General features: G+C 42.0%; 17 protein-coding genes and 1 pseudogene. All 18 read right to left on the bottom strand.

The features are described from left to right. Positions 1 to 225: 225 nt before the first annotated feature. Positions 226 to 1401 carry a glycine C-acetyltransferase gene (locus IQ283_RS17960; protein ID WP_194221464.1) on the bottom strand — a complete coding sequence of 392 codons (1176 nt, stop codon included), beginning with the start codon at positions 1399 to 1401 and terminating at the stop codon, positions 226 to 228. 42 nt (positions 1402 to 1443) lie between these two features. Further along, the gene (tdh, locus tag IQ283_RS17955; protein ID WP_194221463.1) at positions 1444 to 2484 is read right to left on the bottom strand and encodes an L-threonine 3-dehydrogenase; all 1041 of its coding nucleotides are present in this window, start codon (positions 2482 to 2484) and stop codon (positions 1444 to 1446) included. Between the two features lie 188 nt (positions 2485 to 2672). Continuing rightward, positions 2673 to 3539, bottom strand: a complete 867-nt coding sequence (locus tag IQ283_RS17950) for a 2-oxoacid:ferredoxin oxidoreductase subunit beta (protein ID WP_194221462.1) — start codon at positions 3537 to 3539, stop codon at positions 2673 to 2675. Continuing rightward, positions 3526 to 5277 carry a 2-oxoacid:acceptor oxidoreductase subunit alpha gene (locus IQ283_RS17945; RefSeq protein ID WP_194221461.1) on the bottom strand — a complete coding sequence of 584 codons (1752 nt, stop codon included), beginning with the start codon at positions 5275 to 5277 and terminating at the stop codon, positions 3526 to 3528. The genes IQ283_RS17950 and IQ283_RS17945 overlap by 14 nt, the downstream gene beginning before the upstream one ends. Before the next feature lie 109 nt (positions 5278 to 5386). Next, positions 5387 to 6310, bottom strand: coding sequence for a dipeptidase (locus IQ283_RS17940; protein ID WP_194221460.1), 924 nt, complete (start codon positions 6308 to 6310; stop codon positions 5387 to 5389). 87 nt (positions 6311 to 6397) lie between these two features. Beyond that, a complete protein-coding gene (spoVS, locus tag IQ283_RS17935) occupies positions 6398 to 6658 on the bottom strand; it encodes a stage V sporulation protein SpoVS (RefSeq protein ID WP_044391806.1) in 261 nt (86 codons plus the stop codon). 99 nt (positions 6659 to 6757) lie between these two features. Continuing rightward, positions 6758 to 7552, bottom strand: coding sequence for a TIGR00282 family metallophosphoesterase (locus IQ283_RS17930; protein ID WP_194221459.1), 795 nt, complete (start codon positions 7550 to 7552; stop codon positions 6758 to 6760). A 105-nt stretch (positions 7553 to 7657) separates the two neighbouring features. Next, entirely contained in the window at positions 7658 to 9220 is a 1563-nt protein-coding gene (gene rny / locus IQ283_RS17925) for a ribonuclease Y (RefSeq protein ID WP_194221458.1), read from the bottom strand. A 380-nt stretch (positions 9221 to 9600) separates the two neighbouring features. Beyond that, complete coding sequence (recA, locus tag IQ283_RS17920; RefSeq protein WP_194221457.1) at positions 9601 to 10647, bottom strand: recombinase RecA; 1047 nt, start codon at positions 10645 to 10647, stop codon at positions 9601 to 9603. A gap of 192 nt (positions 10648 to 10839) precedes the next feature. Continuing rightward, the gene (locus tag IQ283_RS17915) at positions 10840 to 12408 is read right to left on the bottom strand and encodes a DEAD/DEAH box helicase (RefSeq protein WP_194221456.1); all 1569 of its coding nucleotides are present in this window, start codon (positions 12406 to 12408) and stop codon (positions 10840 to 10842) included. 11 nt (positions 12409 to 12419) lie between these two features. Next, positions 12420 to 13648 (bottom strand): annotated as a pseudogene (locus tag IQ283_RS17910) (competence/damage-inducible protein A). 201 nt (positions 13649 to 13849) lie between these two features. Next, positions 13850 to 14428: a CDP-diacylglycerol--glycerol-3-phosphate 3-phosphatidyltransferase gene (gene pgsA, locus IQ283_RS17905; RefSeq protein WP_194221455.1), complete on the bottom strand. Its 579-nt coding sequence runs from the start codon at positions 14426 to 14428 to the stop codon at positions 13850 to 13852. 212 nt (positions 14429 to 14640) lie between these two features. Then, on the bottom strand, positions 14641 to 15570 hold the full coding sequence (locus IQ283_RS17900; RefSeq protein WP_194221454.1) for a helix-turn-helix domain-containing protein: 930 nt from the start codon (positions 15568 to 15570) through the stop codon (positions 14641 to 14643). Between the two features lie 17 nt (positions 15571 to 15587). Beyond that, positions 15588 to 16370, bottom strand: coding sequence for a YmfK family protein (locus IQ283_RS17895; RefSeq protein WP_194221453.1), 783 nt, complete (start codon positions 16368 to 16370; stop codon positions 15588 to 15590). A 166-nt stretch (positions 16371 to 16536) separates the two neighbouring features. Then, entirely contained in the window at positions 16537 to 16788 is a 252-nt protein-coding gene (locus IQ283_RS17890) for a DUF3243 domain-containing protein (RefSeq protein ID WP_194221452.1), read from the bottom strand. A gap of 69 nt (positions 16789 to 16857) precedes the next feature. After that, positions 16858 to 17568, bottom strand: coding sequence for an elongation factor P 5-aminopentanone reductase (gene ymfI, locus IQ283_RS17885; protein ID WP_408962608.1), 711 nt, complete (start codon positions 17566 to 17568; stop codon positions 16858 to 16860). A gap of 83 nt (positions 17569 to 17651) precedes the next feature. Then, a complete protein-coding gene (yfmH, locus tag IQ283_RS17880; protein ID WP_194221450.1) occupies positions 17652 to 18938 on the bottom strand; it encodes an EF-P 5-aminopentanol modification-associated protein YfmH in 1287 nt (428 codons plus the stop codon). 2 nt (positions 18939 to 18940) lie between these two features. Beyond that, positions 18941 to 20218: an EF-P 5-aminopentanol modification-associated protein YfmF gene (yfmF, locus tag IQ283_RS17875; RefSeq protein WP_194221449.1), complete on the bottom strand. Its 1278-nt coding sequence runs from the start codon at positions 20216 to 20218 to the stop codon at positions 18941 to 18943. Positions 20219 to 20286 lie beyond the last annotated feature (68 nt).

Below are 20286 nucleotides of genomic sequence, written 5' to 3'. Positions count from 1 at the left end.
CTCGCTAATAGAAATCAATTCTATAAAAGCTTCGTTTTATACGTTATCCTTTATTGTCAATTAAGAAATGTGTAACTAATGGACATTCCTTTATTATAAGGGGTTCAGAGTATTTAATCAATAAAACCTGGAAAAGGAGAAAGCCCAGGATAGATGAACTAACGCAGATGTGGGTACAAAATTATCCTAAAAAAAGAGAGGGATCGCTCCCCCTCCATCTTTCATTTATAAAATTCCAAGCTCTTTTCCAGACTTTTCAAATGCATCTAGTGCTTCTTGAAGATCTTCTTTTGAATGTTGAGCCGTTACGATCGTACGAACGCGGCCTTTTCCTTTAGCAACGGTAGGGAACGCGATGCCCTGCGCAAAAACGCCGTTCTCAAATAGTTTATCAGAGAATTTATGTGTGAGCGCTTCGTCACCAATGATGACAGGTGTTACTGGTGTCTCACTAATGCCTGTGTCAAAACCAAGTTCTTTCAAGCCGGCTTTAAAGAACTTCGTGTTATCCCAAAGCTTCTCGATTAACTCTGGCTCTTCCACAAGAACGTCGATTGCTGCTGAGCAAGCAGCTGTTACAGCTGGAGGATGAGAAGTACTAAACAAGAATGGACGACCTTTATGGATCAGGTAATCGCGAAGTGTTTTTGTACTTGCAATGTAACCACCTAGAACGCCAATTGCTTTACTAAGCGTACCAACTTGGATGTGAACGCGTCCGTTTAAGCCGAAGTGGTCAACCGTACCGCGACCGTTCTCCCCAAGTACACCACTCGCGTGCGCGTCATCAACCATCACAAGCGCATCATACTTTTCACAAAGCTCGACAATTTCAGTTAGCGGTGCAATGTTTCCGTCCATTGAGAAAACACCATCCGTTACAACAAGACGTGTACGATAATCTTGTGTTTCTTTCAGTGCGTTCTCAAGGTCTTCCATGTCCGTATGCTTGTAAATACGACGTCCCGCTTTTGTTAAGCGAATGCCGTCAATGATCGAAGCGTGGTTTAGTTCATCAGAAATCACGACGTCTTCTTTCGATAGGATCGCTGAAAGGACTGCTTGATTCGTTGCAAATCCTGATTGAAGAACGAGCGCCGCTTCTGTGTGCTTGAACTCAGCAAGCTTTTCTTCAAACTGTTCGTGCATTGAAAGCGTTCCTGCAATCGTTCGAACAGAACCTGTTCCTGCACCGTATTTTTCAACTGCTTCAATCGCTGCTTGTTTCATTTTCGGATGGTCCGTCAGTCCGAGATAGTTGTTTGATGACAGCTGAATGACGTTTTTTCCTTTAATCGTAACGCGTGACCCTTGAGCGGATTCAAGCGGAATTAAATTACGAAACACGCCTTCCTCTTGCATTTGATCAAGCTCTTCTTGGAGATATTCAAAACCTTTCATTGATCGGCCTCCTCATTATTATGTAATGGCTCAATTTGAGCCTTATGGATGTAATACTACCTTACCACATTTACCCTCGATCATTAATTCGAAGCCTTTTTCAAAGTCTTCAAGCGGGAAGTGATGCGTAATCATTGGCTCCACATCTACCTGACCTGACTGCAATAATCCAGAAACCTGGCGCCATGTTTCAAACATTTTTCTTCCAGTAATTCCTTGAACGGTAATCCCTTTGAAAACAATGTCATTTGTCACGTCGATTTCAACTGGTCGCACCGGTAAACTTAGAATAGAAACGCGGCCACCGTTTGTTACCATTTTGAAGCCCTGGTTCATTGCAATCGGATGTCCTGACATCTCGCATACAACGTCAACGCCATGGCCATTTGTTAGCTCCTTCACAACTTGAAGAGGATCTTCATTTCGTGAATTAATGACGGTTGTTGCACCCATTTCTTTCGCAAGATCAAGGCGATAGTCATTTAGATCAAGTGCAATGACCTGTGATGCGCCAGCGGCTTTCGCTACACCTACAGCCATAATACCGATTGGTCCACAGCCAATAATCGCTACGGTCTTTCCTGCTACATCTCCAGCGAGTACAGTATGTACTGCGTTCCCCATTGGCTCTTGAACAGAAGCGACATCGAATGAAAGAGACTCAGGATTTTTCCATATGTTTTGTGATGGAAGAGCCACATATTCCGCAAAACAGCCGTCCGTATCAACACCGATGATTTTCGTATTTTCGCAAATATGAAACTTCCCTGTTAAACATTGTGGACATTGATTGCAGACAATGTGAGTTTCAGCTGAAACATGATCTCCAACCTCAAGGTTAGTTACGTTCTTACCTTTTTCTACAACCACCCCAGCAAATTCATGACCAAAAACATATGGAGGGTTTACTCGGCTCTGAGACCACTCATCCCACGTATAAATATGTACATCTGTTCCGCAAATCGATGTTGCTTTTACTTGAATTAATACTTCATTATCATTAATTTGAGGAATATCGACGGTTTGTAGCTGAGCACCCTTTGCACGTTCATGCTTTACAATCGCCTTCATTTTTCCTTCCACAGCGTACACCTCACTTTTTCAAAACATTCTCTAATCACTGTTATCACAACTATACTATCATTTATTATTTATCACGTAAAGATGAACTGTCCTCCACACGCGGACAGTTATAGTTTTATTTATGGAATGGGATAACGACAAAATCCCCATAAAAAAAACCCTTCTACACAGAAGGGTTCATGTTAGTATTACATAAATTCAGCCATTAATTCCGAAAACTTCTCCTCTGGAAGCGATAGCTCCTGCTTGGATAAGGCATCTGCACTATATCCTCTTACGGACTCTTGATAAGAAGGACGATTAGGGTTGTGATAAATAAGACCTTTAACCAATCCGTCGTGCTCCATTAATGTTTGCATCGCCATCATTCGATTTTTCGGATCATATCCTTCGATATCATTCAAGCTAATGAGGTTCTGTTTAAACCAGTCATACGTATTTACTTTGTTAAACGTAACGCACGGGCTAAACACGTTAATTAAAGAGAAGCCTTTATGTTGAATTCCTTGCTCAATGATTGCTACAAGGTCCTTTAAATCTGTTGAAAAGCTTTGGGCCACAAAGCCACAGCCGCTTGAGAGCGCAAGTTCCATAATTGATAAAGAGGACTCAATGGAACCTGTAGGCGTACTTTTTGTTTTAAAACCTTCTGCACTCGTTGGAGAGGTCTGTCCTTTCGTTAGGCCATAAATTTGATTGTCCATCACGATATAGGTAATATCAATATTTCGTCGCATCGCATGAATGGTATGCCCCATACCGATTGCGAAGCCGTCCCCATCTCCGCCTGATGCAATAACCGTTAATTCTCGGTTTGCCATCTTCACGCCCTGTGCAATAGGAAGGGACCTGCCATGTATCCCATGAAAGCCATACGCGTTAATATACCCACTTATACGACCAGAGCAACCAATGCCGGAAATTACAGCAAGATCATCTGGTTCAAGACCTACATTTGCTGCCGCGCGCTGAATGGCCGCTTGAACCGAGAAATCTCCACAGCCAGGACACCAGTTAGGTTTTACCTGATTCCGAAAATCTTTAAATGTGGCCATTCGCTAACATCTCCTTGCATTGTTGGTGGATGTCTCCAGGTAGAAATGGATTTCCATCGTATTTCAATAGACTTTCAATTTTCTCCCCATAACCTACATTCATTTTTACGAGACTTGCAAGCTGACCAGTCGCATTGTGTTCAATGACAATCACTTTCTTCGCAGCCTGTAACATTGGCCTAAGCTCATCTGCAGGGAAAGGATGGACAAGTCGGATTTGCGCGTGGTTTACTTTTAATCCATCTGCTTCAAGTCTTGGCATTACTTCTTCAATACTTCCTCTCGTCGAATTAAAACCAATCAGAAGCACATCTGGCTCTTCATGCTGCTCCACTTTAAAAATAGGCTGTGGAAATGATAAATTGCTGATTTTACGAAGCCTCTTCTCCATCTGATCTTTTCGATTCTGCGGAACCTCAGATGGCTTTCCTGTCTCATCATGTTCTACTCCTGTGACATGAAAAATACCATTTTTCGTTCCGGGAATCACGCGATTGGATATCCCATCATCAGTAACTTCAAAGCGTTTAAAATATGATTTATCTTCTCGCTCAGCGATTGCGTCATCATTTAACTTCCCTCGACGAATCTTAATTTTATTGTAATCGAGCGGCTCAACACTTTGTTTTCCTAATGATAATTGAAGATCAGATAGTAGAATGACCGGACACTGATATTCCTCAGCAAGATTGAATGCTTCAATCGCATCATAAAATGCTTCTTCAACAGTACTTGGCGCAATCACAATCTTTGGAATTTCTCCATGCGTGCCGTAAATCATCGCCAGTAAATCAGACTGTTCTTGTTTAGTAGGAAGTCCCGTACTCGGTCCCCCTCGCTGCGTATCAACGATCACAAGAGGCGTTTCAGTAATACCAGATAAGCCTATAGCCTCCATCATAAGGGATAAACCTGGCCCTGCGGATGCGGTTAACGTTCGAACGCCTGCGTAATTTGAACCAATGGCCATCGTTGCAGCCGCTATTTCATCTTCCGTCTGCACGACCGTCCCACCAAACTCTGGCAGCTTCTTAATTAAGTATTCCATGATTTCTGATGCTGGCGTAATTGGGTATGCAGCCATTAACCTTGCTCCTCCCGCCAGGGCACCAAGCGCGATCGCATCATTTCCAATCATGAACATTCGGTGCTTTCCATCCGCTTTCTTTAACGAAAGCGTTTGAACACGATTACCCACCGATTCAATGTAAGCATCAGCACCACGCTGAATCGCCTCCATGTTATTGTTCACAACTTTTTCGCCTTTACGGCCAAATATTTCTTCCACGACAGCTTGATACGTCGCAGTATCAATTCCTAGCGCAGCGCTTGTTGCGCCAATTGCCACCATATTCTTCATCAGTGATGTTCCTAGTTCAGTTGCGATTTCAGTAAAGGGAATGATCACGAGCGTCGCCTGACAATTCTCAGGCTTCACTGGCTTGAATTTGGCATCACCGATAATAATTCCTTTACTATGAAGCTCATGAGCATTCACATCAATTGTTTCCTGATCAAACGCAATAAGCATGTCAAGGTCATCTGAGACCGCTCGAACTTCTTTCGTACTAACACGGATCTTATTATTCGTATGCCCGCCTTTGATACGGGACGAGAAATGCCGGTAACCATACAAGTAGTAGCCAAGTCGATTTAATGCAATCGCAAATATTTCTCCTGTACTATCTATTCCTTCACCCTGCTGTCCTCCAACTTTCCACGAAAGTTGTTCGATCATAACGTCCCACCCTTTCTAATCTAGTACCTGAAACCGCTTGCTTATATTACTAGTTCGAAATAGGATGATAATTCCCTGCTCACGAAGCTCACAATTACTAAATTCTTACTTACTCAGGCATTCTAGCCATAAAGTTTTCACCTAAAAACCCATTTACTTGGTCATCATTGTAATAGCGATGTAGTTCCTCAATAAGTCGAGGATAGTCGCTGTAGCATGTTAAATCTTTCGGAACTTGATCAATTCCATCAAAATCAGAGCCAAGTCCGATATTCTCCGCGCCACCGAGGCTACAGATGTGTTCAATATGATGGATAATATCCGAAACACTTGCATTCCGGTCATTTCGTAGAAACTTAGGCACAAACGTCACGCCGATCAAGGAATTCTTTTCAATTAGCGCCGATAACTGTTGATTATCCAAGTTTCTTGGATGGGTGCAAATGGCTTTGGCATTCGAGTGAGAAGCGATGACGTAGCGCCCTTGCTCTAACACATCCCAAAATGCTCGTACTGAAAGATGCGAAACATCCGTCCAAACCCGATGCTGGTTATGTAAATCGACAACGCTTCTTCCAAAATCAGTTAACCCTGCGCCCCTTGATTCAAGAATACCGTCTGCCGTTGCATTCCCATAATTCCACGTTAATCCAACCGATCGCACACCAAGTCGAATGAGCGTTTTAAGCCTTGTTGCTTCACTCCCTATTGCATCTACGCCTTCTAACGTGAGCATCGCTCCTATTTTCCCATCAGGAAGCTGCTCTGCCTCTTTTTTGGAATAAACCGCAACAACATCCTCATATGGCTTGATAACCTTCTCATGGAAAATCTCAACCATTTCAAGAGCACAATCAAATTTAGCGGAAGCTGGCACGCTTTCTGGAACATAGATCGCAAAGAGCTGTAGCTTTGCTCCTGCCCTTCTCATTTGCTCAAGGTTTGTATGGAGTCCTTCCCCATTTTCAAAGGAAAGCGATGGATTTAACCACATTTTACATAATACGTCACAGTGTGCATCTACTATATTCATTAAGATCCCCCTTCATTCTTCTGCGTTTCAAATTAAAGTATAAAAAACCTGTTTGTAAAAACAAACAGGTTTTTCTGACGGAATGATTTAGCGAGGCTCTACAATGAGCTTAATTGCGGTACGCTCTTCACCATCAATTAAAATATCGGTGAAAGCAGGGATACAAATGAGGTCAACGCCACTAGGTGCTACAAACCCTCTTGCGATGGCTACTGCTTTAACAGCCTGATTTAATGCACCTGCTCCAATCGCTTGAATCTCGGCATTACCGCGTTCCCGAAGGACGCCCGCAAGTGCACCAGCTACAGAATTAGGATTGGATTTTGCTGAAACTTTTAATATATCCATTATAGCCCCTCCTTAATTTGATCATCCATTACCACTCTAGACTATATTCCTTGTAAGAAGCTTGTATTCCTGCTGTTTCCGTCATCTTTTCAAAACGTTTTAATCATAGAATGGATGGTCGTCATTGATCGCAATCCGTTGAATCTTTGTTGCTTTACCAGTTTTTGGATCTAGTGTTAAAAAGACCCCACTAAGTTGTTCCCGACCTTTTGTCACTTCAAACCTTACAGGCATTGTCGTAAGGAACTTCTTAATTACCGCTTCACGCTCCATGCCAAGAATGCCATCGTAAGGACCTGTCATTCCTGCATCGGTCATATAAGCCGTTCCACCTGGCAAAATGCGCTCATCAGCTGTTTGAACGTGAGTATGTGTTCCAACGACTGCCGTCACTCTGCCATCAAGATACCAGCCCATCGCCTGTTTTTCGCTCGTTGTTTCTGCGTGAAAATCAACAAAAATGACCGGTGTTCTTTTTCTCATCTCTTCAATGAGTTCATCCGCTTTACGGAACGGATCATCCATTGCAGGAAGAAACGTTCTTCCCTGCAAGTTAATGACACCTACTTCAATACCATTAATGTTCACAATCGTTGAGCCGTTTCCTGGCGTTCCTTCTGGGAAGTTAGCTGGTCTAACGAGTTTAGGAGCACGATCGATAAATTCAAAAATTTCACGGTTGTCCCATGTATGATTACCCATCGTAATGACTTGAGCGCCTGACTCAAGAAAGCCACGATAGATTTTCTCTGTAATGCCGCGACCACTTGCCGCATTCTCGCCATTCACAATCGTAAAAGTAGGTTTGTATTTTTTCTTTAAGCGAGGTAAATAAGTAGAAATCATATTGCGTCCGGGAGAGCCAACAACGTCTCCAATAAAAAGTATGTTCATTATAATGCTCCAATCTCTTAGTTCATTCTTTATCAGTTTATCAAAAGAAAGTATGATTCGTAAGTTTTAGGTGAAATTAAATAAAGCGATGCACGCGGCATCGCTTTATTTTGCATACTCAACTGCCCTTGTTTCACGGATGACCGTGACCTTAATGTGCCCAGGGTAGTCCAGTTCATTTTCAATTTTCTTCGTAATTTCTCGTGCGAGACGATATGATGAAACGTCATCAACAAGATCAGGCTTAACCATGATCCTGATTTCTCGGCCAGCTTGAATCGCGAATGATTTCTCAACGCCTTCAAACGACTCTGAAATTTCCTCAAGTTTCTCAAGACGACGAATATACGTCTCAAGTGTTTCACGACGTGCTCCCGGACGTGCAGCTGACAATGCATCGGCTGCTGCCACAAGCGTTGAAATTACTGATGTTGCTTCCGTATCACCATGGTGAGATGCAATTGCATTTATAACAACCGGATGCTCTTTATACTTCGTCGCAAGCTCAACGCCAATTTCAACGTGGCTACCTTCGACTTCGTGGTCAATCGCTTTACCAAGGTCATGAAGGAGACCAGCGCGACGTGCTAACTGTACGTCTTCTCCAAGCTCTGCGGCCATAAGACCCGTTAGATAAGCAACTTCCATGGAATGTTTCAAGACATTCTGTCCATAACTTGTACGGAATTTCAAACGGCCCAGGATCTTAATGAGATCCGGGTGGAGTCCGTGAACTCCAATTTCAAATGTGGATTGTTCTCCAACTTCGCGAATGTATTCATCCACTTCCCTGCGTGATTTCTCAACCATTTCTTCAATTCGTGCAGGGTGAATTCTTCCATCCTGTACGAGCTTATCCAGGGCATTACGAGCAATTTCTCTTCGTATCGGATCAAAACCGGACAGAATAACTGCCTCAGGTGTATCATCGATAATCAAGTCAATCCCCGTTAACGTTTCAAGAGTTCGAATGTTTCGGCCTTCACGACCGATGATTCGACCTTTCATCTCATCATTAGGCAGGTTTACAACGGAAACCGTTGTTTCTGCAACATGATCCGCTGCACAGCGCTGAATCGCAAGCGAAAGTACTTCTCTCGCTTTCTTATCAGCTTCTTCTTTCGCATAGTTCTCGCGCTCTTTCACCATCTGCGCCAGCTCATGCTCAAGCTCCTGCTCACTTTCACGGAAGATGATTTGCTTCGCTTCTTCCCTTGTTAAACCGGAAATTCGCTGAAGCTCGTGTTGTTGCTCTTGAAGCAACTCCTCCACTTTGCCTTCCATCTCTTCAATTTGCCGTTGTTTTTTGGTGAGAGAGTCCTCTCTTCTTTCGAGGGAATCCTCTTTTTTGTCAAGAGTCTCACTTTTGCGATCAAGGACCTCTTCTTTTTGTACCAAACGATTCTCTTGTTTTTGTAACTCATTTCTGCGTTCACGAATTTCACGCTCAGCTTCAACACGAAGATTATGATTCTCGTCCTTCGCTTCAAGCATAGCTTCCTTCTTCAAAGCTTCAGCGTCGTTTTTACCTTCTTTGATAATCCGTTGCGCTTCCATTTCTGCACTGGAGATTTTCGCTTCAGCAATCGTTTTGCGAACAAGAAATCCAACAACTGCTCCGACGACTGCAGAGACCAGCATAGTGGAGATGATGATCACTATATCCATCGAACTCACCTCCTCCTGCTATCAACTTGTTGGTTTGCTGTCATGTTAATTCTTAGTACAACTTGCAAAATTTCAATCCAGCACATTTCATCTGTTAAGAATAAAGTATAATTCTACTAGAAAATTATAATTATACAATTAATATTGTATCTTTCAGAGTAAAGGTTGTCAAGAGAGCACATCAGGGCAAAATCCCTTCAAATTACTCATTATTGCTCTTTTTTTCGCCTTGAACTCTTAGTGAAAATGCCTTGATTGAGCGGTCATTCACTGCCTGATCATGGAAAATCAGCTCTCTATGTCAGTACAAAGTTTCGTATCGAAAGACTATATAAGTAGATAAAAAGCCGGCCATTATGACCGACTTTCTATCAAGCGTCTTATTCTTCTTCAGGTAGAAGCGTGCCTTTACCTGCAGCTGATTCATCTATCTGCTTATCTGCATCAAGATTGTGATGAGCGCGAATACGCCCTTCAATTTCAGCTTCCATTGCTGGGTTTTCTTTCAAGAATTGCTTTGCATTTTCACGGCCCTGCCCAAGACGTTCGCCTTCGAATGAGAACCATGCGCCGCTCTTCTGAACGATTTCAAGGTTTGAACCAATATCAAGGATCTCACCTTGCTTGGAAATCCCTTCTCCGTACATAATGTCAACTTCTGCCTGTTTAAACGGCGGAGCGACCTTGTTCTTTACAACTTTAATACGCGTTTTGTTACCGACCATATCGTTACCCTGCTTCAGCGTTTCAGCACGACGAACTTCTAATCGAACAGATGAATAGAACTTCAGCGCACGTCCGCCTGGAGTTGTTTCTGGGTTCCCGAACATAACCCCAACTTTTTCGCGAATCTGGTTAATAAAGACCGCGGTAGTTTTGGATTTATTAATCGCACCTGAAAGCTTACGAAGCGCTTGAGACATTAAACGCGCCTGCAGACCAACGTGTGCATCTCCCATTTCACCTTCGATTTCTGCCTTTGGTACAAGAGCAGCTACGGAGTCAACTACAACCATATCAACTGCACCGCTTCGTACGAGCGCTTCAGCAATTTCTAGGGCTTGTTCTCCTGTATCAGGTTGAGAAAGTAGTAGCTCATCGATGTTAACACCAAGCTTTTCTGCATAAACCGGATCCAGAGCGTGCTCAGCATCAATAAATGCAGCCTGCCCACCGTTACGCTGTACTTCTGCGATAGCGTGAAGGGCAACTGTTGTTTTACCAGAAGATTCCGGGCCGTATACTTCGATAACACGACCTCTTGGATAACCACCCACACCAAGAGCAATATCAAGAGCCAGTGAACCAGTTGATACTGTAGAGACTCTTTGCTCAGCTTGTTCGCCGAGTTTCATGATTGAACCTTTACCGAATTGTTTTTCTATTTGTCTAAGTGCCATATCTAAGGCAGCTTTACGATCACTCACGAATGAATTCCTCCTCGTTATTAAACTATCACTATCATATCTCTTTTTAGGTGATTTGCCAATAGAAAACCGAACATTTATTCGTCTTTTTTTGTTTTCTACCCTATTGACTTTTCACGTCCCGATTATTATAACTTGATAAAAAAAGAAAGAAGAACGATCAGCCCCTGTAGTGAAGCTGATCGTTCTATTTTATACTCTGCTTTTTTGTGGTTTAGCTGGTTCAAGGTGGATTGATTTACCATCAATACCGCCAGCTCGAAGCGCTTCATAGACGAATGGTGCAACGTCTTCGTGCACTTCAAAGAACGAGAATTTCTCAAAAATATCAATGCGGCCAACAGACTCTGTATCAACGCCAGCCATCACAGAAAGCTCACTTAAAAGTTTCTTTGGATGTAGATCAATATTACGACCTACATTTAAGAAGAAACGAACCATTCCATTCTGACCGCCTGTTTCACCAAAGTTATATTCGGAAGGGGTCGTGTTCTGTTTCTGCTGAATGGCGTTCTCAAGGAAAGCTTGAACAAGATCTTCTGCGTTATATTTAGCTAAAAGAAGCTCCGTTGTTTCACGAGCAGTCGAATCAGACTTTTGCTTTTTCAACTGCTTTTCAACAGATTTTACAATGTTATCAAGATCAACCGTTTCATCCTGAAGCGGCTCAGCAGATAGGTTCAATTTGATTTTTGATTCAATGGATTGAAGGAAACGCATGTCTTTAGGCGTTACGAGCGTTAACGCAATTCCTTTGTTCCCAGCGCGACCTGTACGTCCAATACGGTGAACATAGCGTTCTGGGTCCTCAGGTATATCATAGTTGATCACGTGACTAACGTGAGCAACGTCAATTCCACGAGCTGCGATATCTGTTGCAACAAGGAAATTCACTTGAGATTTTCTAAAGAGATTCATTACCTTCGAACGCTGCTGTTGCGTTAAATCGCCGTGAAGTTCTTCTGCTCGATAGCCGCGCTTTTTCAATGACTCTGTTACTTGAGCTGCCCCTTTTTTTGTTTTGGTAAAAATAATGCCGAGGCGAATGTCTTCACTTTCGATGACGCGACAAAGCGTATCGAATTTATCACTTTCAAATGTTCTGTAATAAACCTGCTCTACCGTATCCGCTGTTATATCTCCTTTAGAAACGGAAATCGTAAGTGGATTCTTCAAATATTTGCTGGAGAGCTTACGGATTGGTGCAGGAATTGTAGCTGAGAATAAGAGCGACTGGCGATTAGCCGGCAGCTGCTTGAAAATTAGTTCAATATCATCAATAAAGCCCATATCAAGCATTTCATCTGCTTCATCTAAAATAGCTGTATGAACGTTATCTGTGCGAAGTGTTTTACGTTTCAAGTGATCGAGCATGCGTCCTGGTGTTCCTACAACTATGTTAACGCCTCTCTTTAATGCACGGATTTGATGATAGATTGGCTCCCCACCGTAAACGGCAAGAACATTTAACCCTTTGTATTTAGAAAGCTTCTGAAGCTCAGTCGCAACCTGCATAGCAAGCTCACGTGTTGGTGTGAGAATGATGGCTTCAGGTCCTCCGATTTTTTTCACTTTTTCAATAACAGGAATACCAAAAGCAGCTGTTTTTCCTGTACCGGTCTGTGCCTGACCGATCATATCTCTACCTTCTAAAATTGGTTCAAGTGCTTTCTCCTGAATCGGGGTCGCTTCTTTGAAACCAAGTTCGAGCACAGCTTTTCTAACTTCATTTGACAATGCAAAGTCTTCAAAATTCTTCATACGTACGTTATTCACCTTTCTAACTTCAATAATGTATTCAATCCATGATTCACAGTGCGTTTACGGATGGCATGACGGTTCCCTGCAAGATTGAGGGCGACCACTTTCTCACCAGATGGTGCTGCAACACCAATAAACACTGTTCCAGGTTCTTTCCCTTCACTAGGATCTGGACCTGCAACACCTGTGAAACTGATGCCGACATCGGTTTTATATCTCTCTTTTACGCTTCTAGCGAGTTCAATTGCACATTGTTCGCTTACGGCACCGTATGCTTCTAGTGTCTCATTTGATACGCCGATCTCGCGCTTTACTTCGTTAGAGTAACACACAACCCCACCATAGAAAAGTGATGACGCTCCAGGGAGATCCGTTATTTCCTGACTAAACATACCGCCTGTAAGGCTTTCTGCTGTTGATATAGACCAATCACGGTCGCTAAGAAGTGAGAAGACTTCTTTTGCGAGTGTTGTCTCTCCATAGCCATATAAATAGGAGCCTACACGTGCATCAATTAATTTTTCTGTTTCATCAATTAACTTATCCGCTTCTTGTTTAGTGTCGGCTTTAGCTGTCAATCGAAGCGTAACTTCCCATTCCCCAGCTAGCGGGGCAATCGTCGGGTTCGTTTGCTGATCAATCAGATCTTCTAGCTCTGTTTCAAGCCTTGACTCTCCAATGCCAAAGAATCGAAGCACGCGGGATACAATCGTATCACCTTGCTTCAACTGACCAAGTAAATAGGGTTCAGCATAGTTCGTGAACATTGGATAGAGCTCTTTAGGTGGTCCTGGAAAAAGCATATATGTGTGGTTGTTAGCCGTAACAGCCATACCCGGGCCATACCATTGTCGTTACGAAGTACTGTAGCTCCGTCTAACACGAGCGCTTGCTTGCGATTATTCTCTGACATGGGAGCGCCCGTTTTTTTATAGTAATCCTGGATGTTTTCCATTGCTTCTTCGTTATAGACTAATTTTTTATTTAAAGTACTAGCAATCGTCTCTTTCGTTAGATCATCTTTAGTAGGTCCAAGGCCACCTGTGAAAATCAACAAATCAGAGCGAGACTCTGCAACTTCAATAACTTGTTTTAATCGTTCACTGTTATCACCGACGGCTGTATGGTAAAAAACATTAATACCAAGATCAGCCAAACGAGTTGAGATGAATTTTGCATTTGTGTTGGCGATTTGTCCAAGTAGTAACTCTGAACCGATTCCAATAATTTCTGCATTCATTTTGTAACCATCCCTTCTATCCGAAGCAAGGTGTTTCCTTGTTTCCATAGCTCATAATTTCTCTACACCTATTATACATTGGTTTACCTTTAACGTATAAGGAAGCGCCTTGAAAACAATGGGAAATTTACCTATTCGATCGCTTATTCGCTTATTAAAGAGGTTTCAAAAGGGAACAGATTAATCTGTTCCCCTAGGGTGTTAACGTGATTTAAGTAGTACCTGACGATTTTTAGAAAAGTAATCCCACCCAGAATAAACTGTAATAATAAGTGCTGCCCATAGCGAAATCGTTGCAAAAGGAAAACCAATCGCTTCGAATGGCACATTTTCAATTAACAAAGCAATGATCGCGATAATTTGGATCCATGTTTTTAACTTACCAAGGTTGCTTGCCGCTAGTACTTCTCCTTCTGAAGAAGCAACTAGCCTAAGCCCTGTGACGGCAAATTCACGACTAAGAATAACGACAACAATCCATGCTGGCGCAGCACCGAGCTCAACAAGCGAGACAAAGGCTGACGTAACGAGCAGTTTATCAGCCAGAGGATCCAGGAATTTCCCAAGATTCGTGACAAGGTTATGCTTTCTAGCTATGTAGCCGTCAATCCAATCGGTTACTGAGGCGAAAATAAAGATCGCTGTAGCAACTAAATGGGAATTTAGCAAGACAGCTCCCGCTATTTCTGTTTCACCAAGCGGTAAGGGCGCTAGAAGAAAAATTAGAAATACAGGAATTAAAAAAATGCGTGATACTGTAATTTTATTAGGCAAATTCAAGTGTGTTCCTCCTAAATGTCATTTAACCTATCAGATCATGTGATAAGGGGGAGCCACTTTCTTCAACAGTTTTCATTAGCTGTAAGATGCGTACCAATTCCCCTCACTAAATCGTATTCTATTCTAACACTGTTTCTTTCATGCAGAAAGGAAAACTTCACCATTACCAATCGTAAGAAAAGGAGTCATCTAATCAAGATGACTCCTTTAACTTACTCGGCTTTTTTGAAATTGAACGTCACATTTTGAACAACAGGTTCTTTCGGAATCTTAATCTTTTCCCCGTTTACAAACACTGCGACATTTGGCGAACTCCCTAAACGAAGTGTTGCTGAAGCTTCACTTGATAAGTCTTCCGTCACGTCTTTCCCTTTGGCAAGACTTTCGTATACGTACTTCTTATCACTAGCGCCAGTTAGAGCGACCCAACTACTGCCTGATGCTTCTAACTTCACTTCAAACTTCTTTGCATTCGTAATCTCATAAGTAGAACGATCAGCGCTGCTGTCTACCTTCTTAATTTCCATTTCAGGAGCAGGCTCTTCTTCAGGTTCTTCAGCAGGCTCTTCTTTTTCCTTTTCTTCATCTTCTTTCGGTTCCTCTTCAGGTTTCTCAGAAGATGCATCGTTTTCAGAGTCGCTCACTTCATCTGAATCTGGTGCACTGCCGCTGTTCTCATCGCTAGAAATTTGTTCCTCCGCCTGGTTCGTTGTAGCATTCTGGTTTGTTGTTTGATCACCGCTTTGGACAACATACCAGATCAATGCTGCCACGCCTACAATCAACAAAATAACAAGTATAGACGGAAATACGGAAGACCATTTGGAAGAAGCTGATGAAGATTTGCTTGGCTGAGATGGCCTTCTCATTTTCCTTGGTGGTAAACTCTCCGGCACATCTGCACTTGCTTTAGGGATCTCTGAAGCATATTCCTCAAGAAATTCCTCTCCGTTAAAGCCAACTGCTTCCGCATAGTTTTTAATAAATGCACGCGTATAAAAATTACCTGGAAGCAGTTCGTAATTTCCTTCTTCAATCGCATGAAGATAGCGTTTCTGAATCTTTGTAATGGACTGAATTTCCTCGATTGATAATCCCTTATCGTTTCGAGCCTCTTTCAGACGTTGACCTAGCTCTGTCAATGAAAAACACCTACCAATTAGTTAAAGTCTAAGCTTGAAAATCCAGAAGATTGATTTTCAATTACCTGATATGTAATTTCTTGTTCCGGATCGTCTCGCAATTCAATTATATAATCAAAATCGTTCATCGTATACTCTGTTTCTTGAACAAATATATCAGGATGCTCGACAACCTTTGTTGCTGGTAGCCTCATAATATCACGAAGCACCTGCCAATGCCGTTCAGACGCTCGTCTCGCAGATACAATCCCATCAATTAAAAAAATATGATCACTGTTTAATTCATCGTCAGCGACTTGCGTTCGAACCGTTTGTTTCAACATCGTTGAAGATAAAAACACCCAACGCTTGTTCGCACAAACACTTGAAGCAACGATGGACTCAGTTTTGCCAACACGCGGCATCCCTCTTATCCCAACAAGCTTATGACCATCTTGTTTAAAAATTTCTGCTAGAAAATCAACAAGTAGTCCAAGCTCGTCTCGAATAAAACGAAACGTTTTCTTGTCATCCGCATCACGCTGTATGTACCTACCATGCCGAACAGCAAGACGATCTCGCAATTTCGGTTCTCGCATCTTCGTAACAGTAATATTGTCCATTGTATTCAGAATAGATTCCAAACGCTCAATTTGCTGTATTTCATCAACCAGAAGAAGCAAGCCTCTTCGCATATCATCGACACCATTAATCGTTATAATGTTAATGCCAAGCATTCCTAATAAGGACGCCACGTCTCCAAGAAGACCCGGTCTGTTTTTATGAATTTCATATTCAAGATACCATTCCTTCTTCTCCATATGCCAACTCCTTTAGCCACAAATTTCCTATGTTCCTTTAATCATAAATGATTTTCATAAAGGTTAAAAGAGATGAATCGGGATTTTATTTACTTTTCTTACATCATTTGTTCCATTTCATAGAAAAAGAAGGGTGTATAGACACCCTCCTTCTGTAAAAAATCATTTATCTTTCGTTTTGAACAAGCTTAACCATCATATTTGCGATCGCATGCTGTTCTTCTTCGCTAGCTACATGCCATAAGTCAGCAAGAAGCTGTTCTTGATCATTTTTCGCTTTTACTCCATCAGCAAGGTATCCGCCGATCTGGTAAGCAACATCTGAGACAACTTCATGAGAAAGTCCTTGCTGTTCGCCCTGATTTAAGCGATCGTGCAAGAACCCTTTCCACGATTCAAAATTATCTAGTACAGACATCTATATCCCTCCTTTATCAAGTCATCACCTATATGTTGTCTCGAAGGAAAGGACATTATGCATCGTTTTTTACAGCCAGGCACCATCAACTGAAATAATTTGACCGCTTATGTAAGAAGCTTGATCGGAATCTAGAAAAGAAATGAGCGATGCCACTTCCTCAGGCTGTCCAGCTCGCCCCATTGGAATGTCATCGACTAACAATTGTTCGTCCTCTCCTGTCAAACGCGCATTCATTTCAGTTGTAATATAGCCAGGTGCCACAGCGTTCACTCGAATTCCGCTTGGACCTAACTCTTTCGCAAGACCCTTTACAAACGCATTTAGTCCGCCTTTAACAGAGGAGTAGACAACTTCACATGATGCGCCTGTTAATCCAAATACAGAAGAAACTACAATAATTGAACCGCTTTTCTTTCGAACCATTTCATTGATATAGTGCTTTGCAAGCTTAATGGACGAGGTTAATTGCAGCTGAATCATCGCTTCAATTTCTGTATCCGACATATCGGTCAATAAGCCAAAAAAACTGTTGCCAGCGTTTAGAATAAGGGTGTCGATGCCCTGTACTTGCTCTGTTAAGTGACGCGCTCCATCCTTACTAGCTAAATCCGCCTGTACTGGAAATAGATTCGCCTCCGGATATGCTGCCTTTAATTCAAGAATAGAACGTTCATTTTTGTGAAAATGAGCATATACCTGCTCACCTTTATGAATATATGCAGCAGCAATGGCCTTACCAATCCCGCCGCTCGCCCCGGTTATTAAAACATCTTTCACTAAGTATCTCCCTTTCTTTAAACTCATCTCATCACTAATTTTCAATTTAAAGATCAGTGAAAAAGCACCCAGTTGGGTGCTTTCTAGGATTTTGGAACGACCTGACATACTGTAAATGATTCTTCAGCAAAGTGTCCCTTAACCGCCTCTTCAATGTCTTTCGCTGTAATTGACTCAAGCATTGGAACAACTTCAAATAAATCCATGTCATTAAAGCGATAGCGTGTGAATTGATTCGCAATAAATTCTGGAGAATTCAATGCTCGTAAGAAACTACCGATCTTTTTCTTACGGATTCGCTCGAGCTGATCCGTATCAACTGACTCATTCTTAAACGATTGAATCATTGAAAACAAACGATCAGCTAGCTCATCTGGTGAGCTTGTATTGCTTCCTAAGATGGAGAAACCGAACTTCTCTTCTTCTGTAAAATCATACGAAAAGCTCTGATCAATAAGTCCTTCATTATAAAGCTTCTCGTAATTCTCCGAGCTCTGTCCGAACATCAAATCAAGCGCAAGATTAATGGAAAGCTCGTGCTTCAGAAGATCCTCTCCCTGACGCCCTGGATTTGGTTCTTTAAATCCAACGAGGCACTTCGCCACTTGTACAGACATCGGAAGAACTTTCTTCTTCTCTGCCACCTTTTGAGGTTCCTCATCAAAAAATCGTTCAATCGGTGGCTGATCTTTGTAAGATTTCGCCGCCTGATTTTTCTCTACAAAGGACATGATTTCATTCGGTTCCACGGCACCAACAACGAATAGCACCATATTTGATGGATGATAGAACGTTTCATAGCACGTATATAAAGATTCTTTCGTGATTTTGGCGATGGATTCGATCGTCCCAGCAATATCAATTTTAACAGGATGATGATGGAACATATTTTCAATCACACCAAAATACGCGCGCCAGTCGGAATTGTCATTATACATTTCAATTTCCTGACCGATAATCCCCTTTTCCTTTTCAACACTTTGGTCACTAAAGTACGGATCTTGAACAAAATTAACAAGTGTTTCAAGGTTTTGCATCACGTTCTGTGTTGTTGAAAACAAGTAGGCCGTGCGTGTAAACGACGTAAAGGCATTTGATGAAGCACCTTGTTTACTAAAATCTTGAAACACATCCCGATCTTCCTTCTCAAACATTTTGTGCTCAAGGAAATGAGCAATGCCATCGGGAACTTGAACATTCTCCGAACCGTTTAATGGTACGAAATGATTATCAACCGAACCATATTTTGTCGTAAACGTTGCATAAGTTTTGTTAAAACCTTTTTTCGGAAGGACATACACATCAAGTCCGTTGTCCATCGTTTGGTGGTAAAGAGTCTCTTGTAGTTGGTTAAATGGAATAGTTTTCATGATTAAGCCTCCTCGCCTTTTAAGAAATAAACGGTATCAAGCTTAACCTTATCCGCAACTGCTAGAATGTCCTCTTTGGTTACAGCTTCGACTCCGTCGAGCCACTCCTCAATGGTGCGTAGCTTTTGAGAAACGACACCATGGTAAAGAAGTTCCACCATGCCCTTCGCATCATCGACGGTTTCAAGCAGCTGATTACGAATCATTGTTTTCGTTTGCTTCATTTCTTCTTCATTAAATTCGCCATTTCTCATCGCTGTAAGCTGTTCTTTAATGATATCAACCGTTTTCTTATAGTTTTTAAATTCAATTCCAGACATCACGATAATTAAACCTTTGTGGCTTTCATAACGTGAAGCTGCATAATAAGCGAGACTTTCTTTCTCACGCACGTTTCGGAACAGCTTAGAATGCGAGAAACCGCCAAACATGCCGTTAAACACTTGAAGAGCAAAATATTCATCGTCAGCATACCCAACGCCTGAACGAAAGCCCATGTGAAGCTTTCCTTGCTTAATTTCCTGTGTTTCTAAGATTTCTTTCTCTTCTACATCAAGTGACGCTTTTTGTGTCGCCTCAGAGCCACGATCGGTCCGTTCTTTAAAAGGAAATAGTTCCTTAACGACCTCTTCAGCATGAACTCCCTCTAAATTGCCAACTAAATAAAGATCAATCTCATCTTCAGCACAAACTTTTTTGTAGAAATCATAAAGGGATTTAGCCGTTACACGATCGACTTCTTCTTTCTTCCCATATACATGAAGTCCAAACGCTTCGTTTGGAAACATTTCTTGCGTAAGTCTCATATTAGCAAAACGCATCTTATCATCATAAATAGACTGAATACGCTGTTTCATCGTACGCTTTTCTTTATCCACAATAGAAGAATCAAAACTAGTTCCATCCGTTTTTGGATTCATGATTACTTCTGAAAGGAGAGAAAGAGCTTTTTTGAACAAAGGTTCATCTTCCGAAAGGAACTTCTCATTCGCAAAATCCATCCGGAACGTCATAATATGAAAATCGCCCTTCTTAGCAAGATCCACACCAAGCGTTGCACCATAAAGCTTCTCAAGCTCAGTCCTCACTGCTTTAGACGAAGGATAATTCTCCGTCCCGCTTTGCAACACATGAGGCAAAAGAGCCCTCTCCGTTACCGTCTCTTCAGTCAAACGCGCCTTAAATTGAACCACTACCGTTGTTGTTTTATATTTATCCGTTTGTATCCTATGTAGCGTCAAACCGCCGCACGAGGTTTTCTCATGAGGGATAATAGCCATTGACCTCACTCCTTTTTAAAAAATCCATTAACTACCATCAGAGGAAACTGAAACTTACCCCCTTTATA

Source organism: Pseudalkalibacillus hwajinpoensis (assembly GCF_015234585.1).
Classification (GTDB): domain Bacteria; phylum Bacillota; class Bacilli; order Bacillales; family Guptibacillaceae; genus Guptibacillus; species Guptibacillus hwajinpoensis_B.
Note: the sequence above shows the minus strand (reverse complement) of the source record. Positions and strands in the feature narration are given on the sequence as shown.

Excerpts from the sequence above, each read along its gene's own strand:
- IQ283_RS17960 (WP_194221464.1), bottom strand. The coding sequence starts at position 1,401 with ATGAAAGGTTTTGAATATCTCCAAGAAGAGCTTGATCAAATGCAAGAG.
- IQ283_RS17950 (WP_194221462.1), bottom strand. The coding sequence starts at position 3,539 with ATGGCCACATTTAAAGATTTTCGGAATCAGGTAAAACCTAACTGGTGT.
- IQ283_RS17945 (WP_194221461.1), bottom strand. The coding sequence starts at position 5,277 with ATGATCGAACAACTTTCGTGGAAAGTTGGAGGACAGCAGGGTGAAGGA.
- IQ283_RS17940 (WP_194221460.1), bottom strand. The coding sequence starts at position 6,310 with ATGAATATAGTAGATGCACACTGTGACGTATTATGTAAAATGTGGTTA.
- spoVS (WP_044391806.1), bottom strand. The coding sequence starts at position 6,658 with ATGGATATATTAAAAGTTTCAGCAAAATCCAATCCTAATTCTGTAGCT.
- IQ283_RS17930 (WP_194221459.1), bottom strand. The coding sequence starts at position 7,552 with ATGAACATACTTTTTATTGGAGACGTTGTTGGCTCTCCCGGACGCAAT.
- rny (WP_194221458.1), bottom strand. The coding sequence starts at position 9,220 with ATGGATATAGTGATCATCATCTCCACTATGCTGGTCTCTGCAGTCGTC.
- IQ283_RS17915 (WP_194221456.1), bottom strand. The coding sequence starts at position 12,408 with ATGAAGAATTTTGAAGACTTTGCATTGTCAAATGAAGTTAGAAAAGCT.
- IQ283_RS17895 (WP_194221453.1), bottom strand. The coding sequence starts at position 16,370 with ATGGAGAAGAAGGAATGGTATCTTGAATATGAAATTCATAAAAACAGA.
- IQ283_RS17890 (WP_194221452.1), bottom strand. The coding sequence starts at position 16,788 with ATGTCTGTACTAGATAATTTTGAATCGTGGAAAGGGTTCTTGCACGAT.
- yfmH (WP_194221450.1), bottom strand. The coding sequence starts at position 18,938 with ATGAAAACTATTCCATTTAACCAACTACAAGAGACTCTTTACCACCAA.
- yfmF (WP_194221449.1), bottom strand. The coding sequence starts at position 20,218 with ATGGCTATTATCCCTCATGAGAAAACCTCGTGCGGCGGTTTGACGCTA.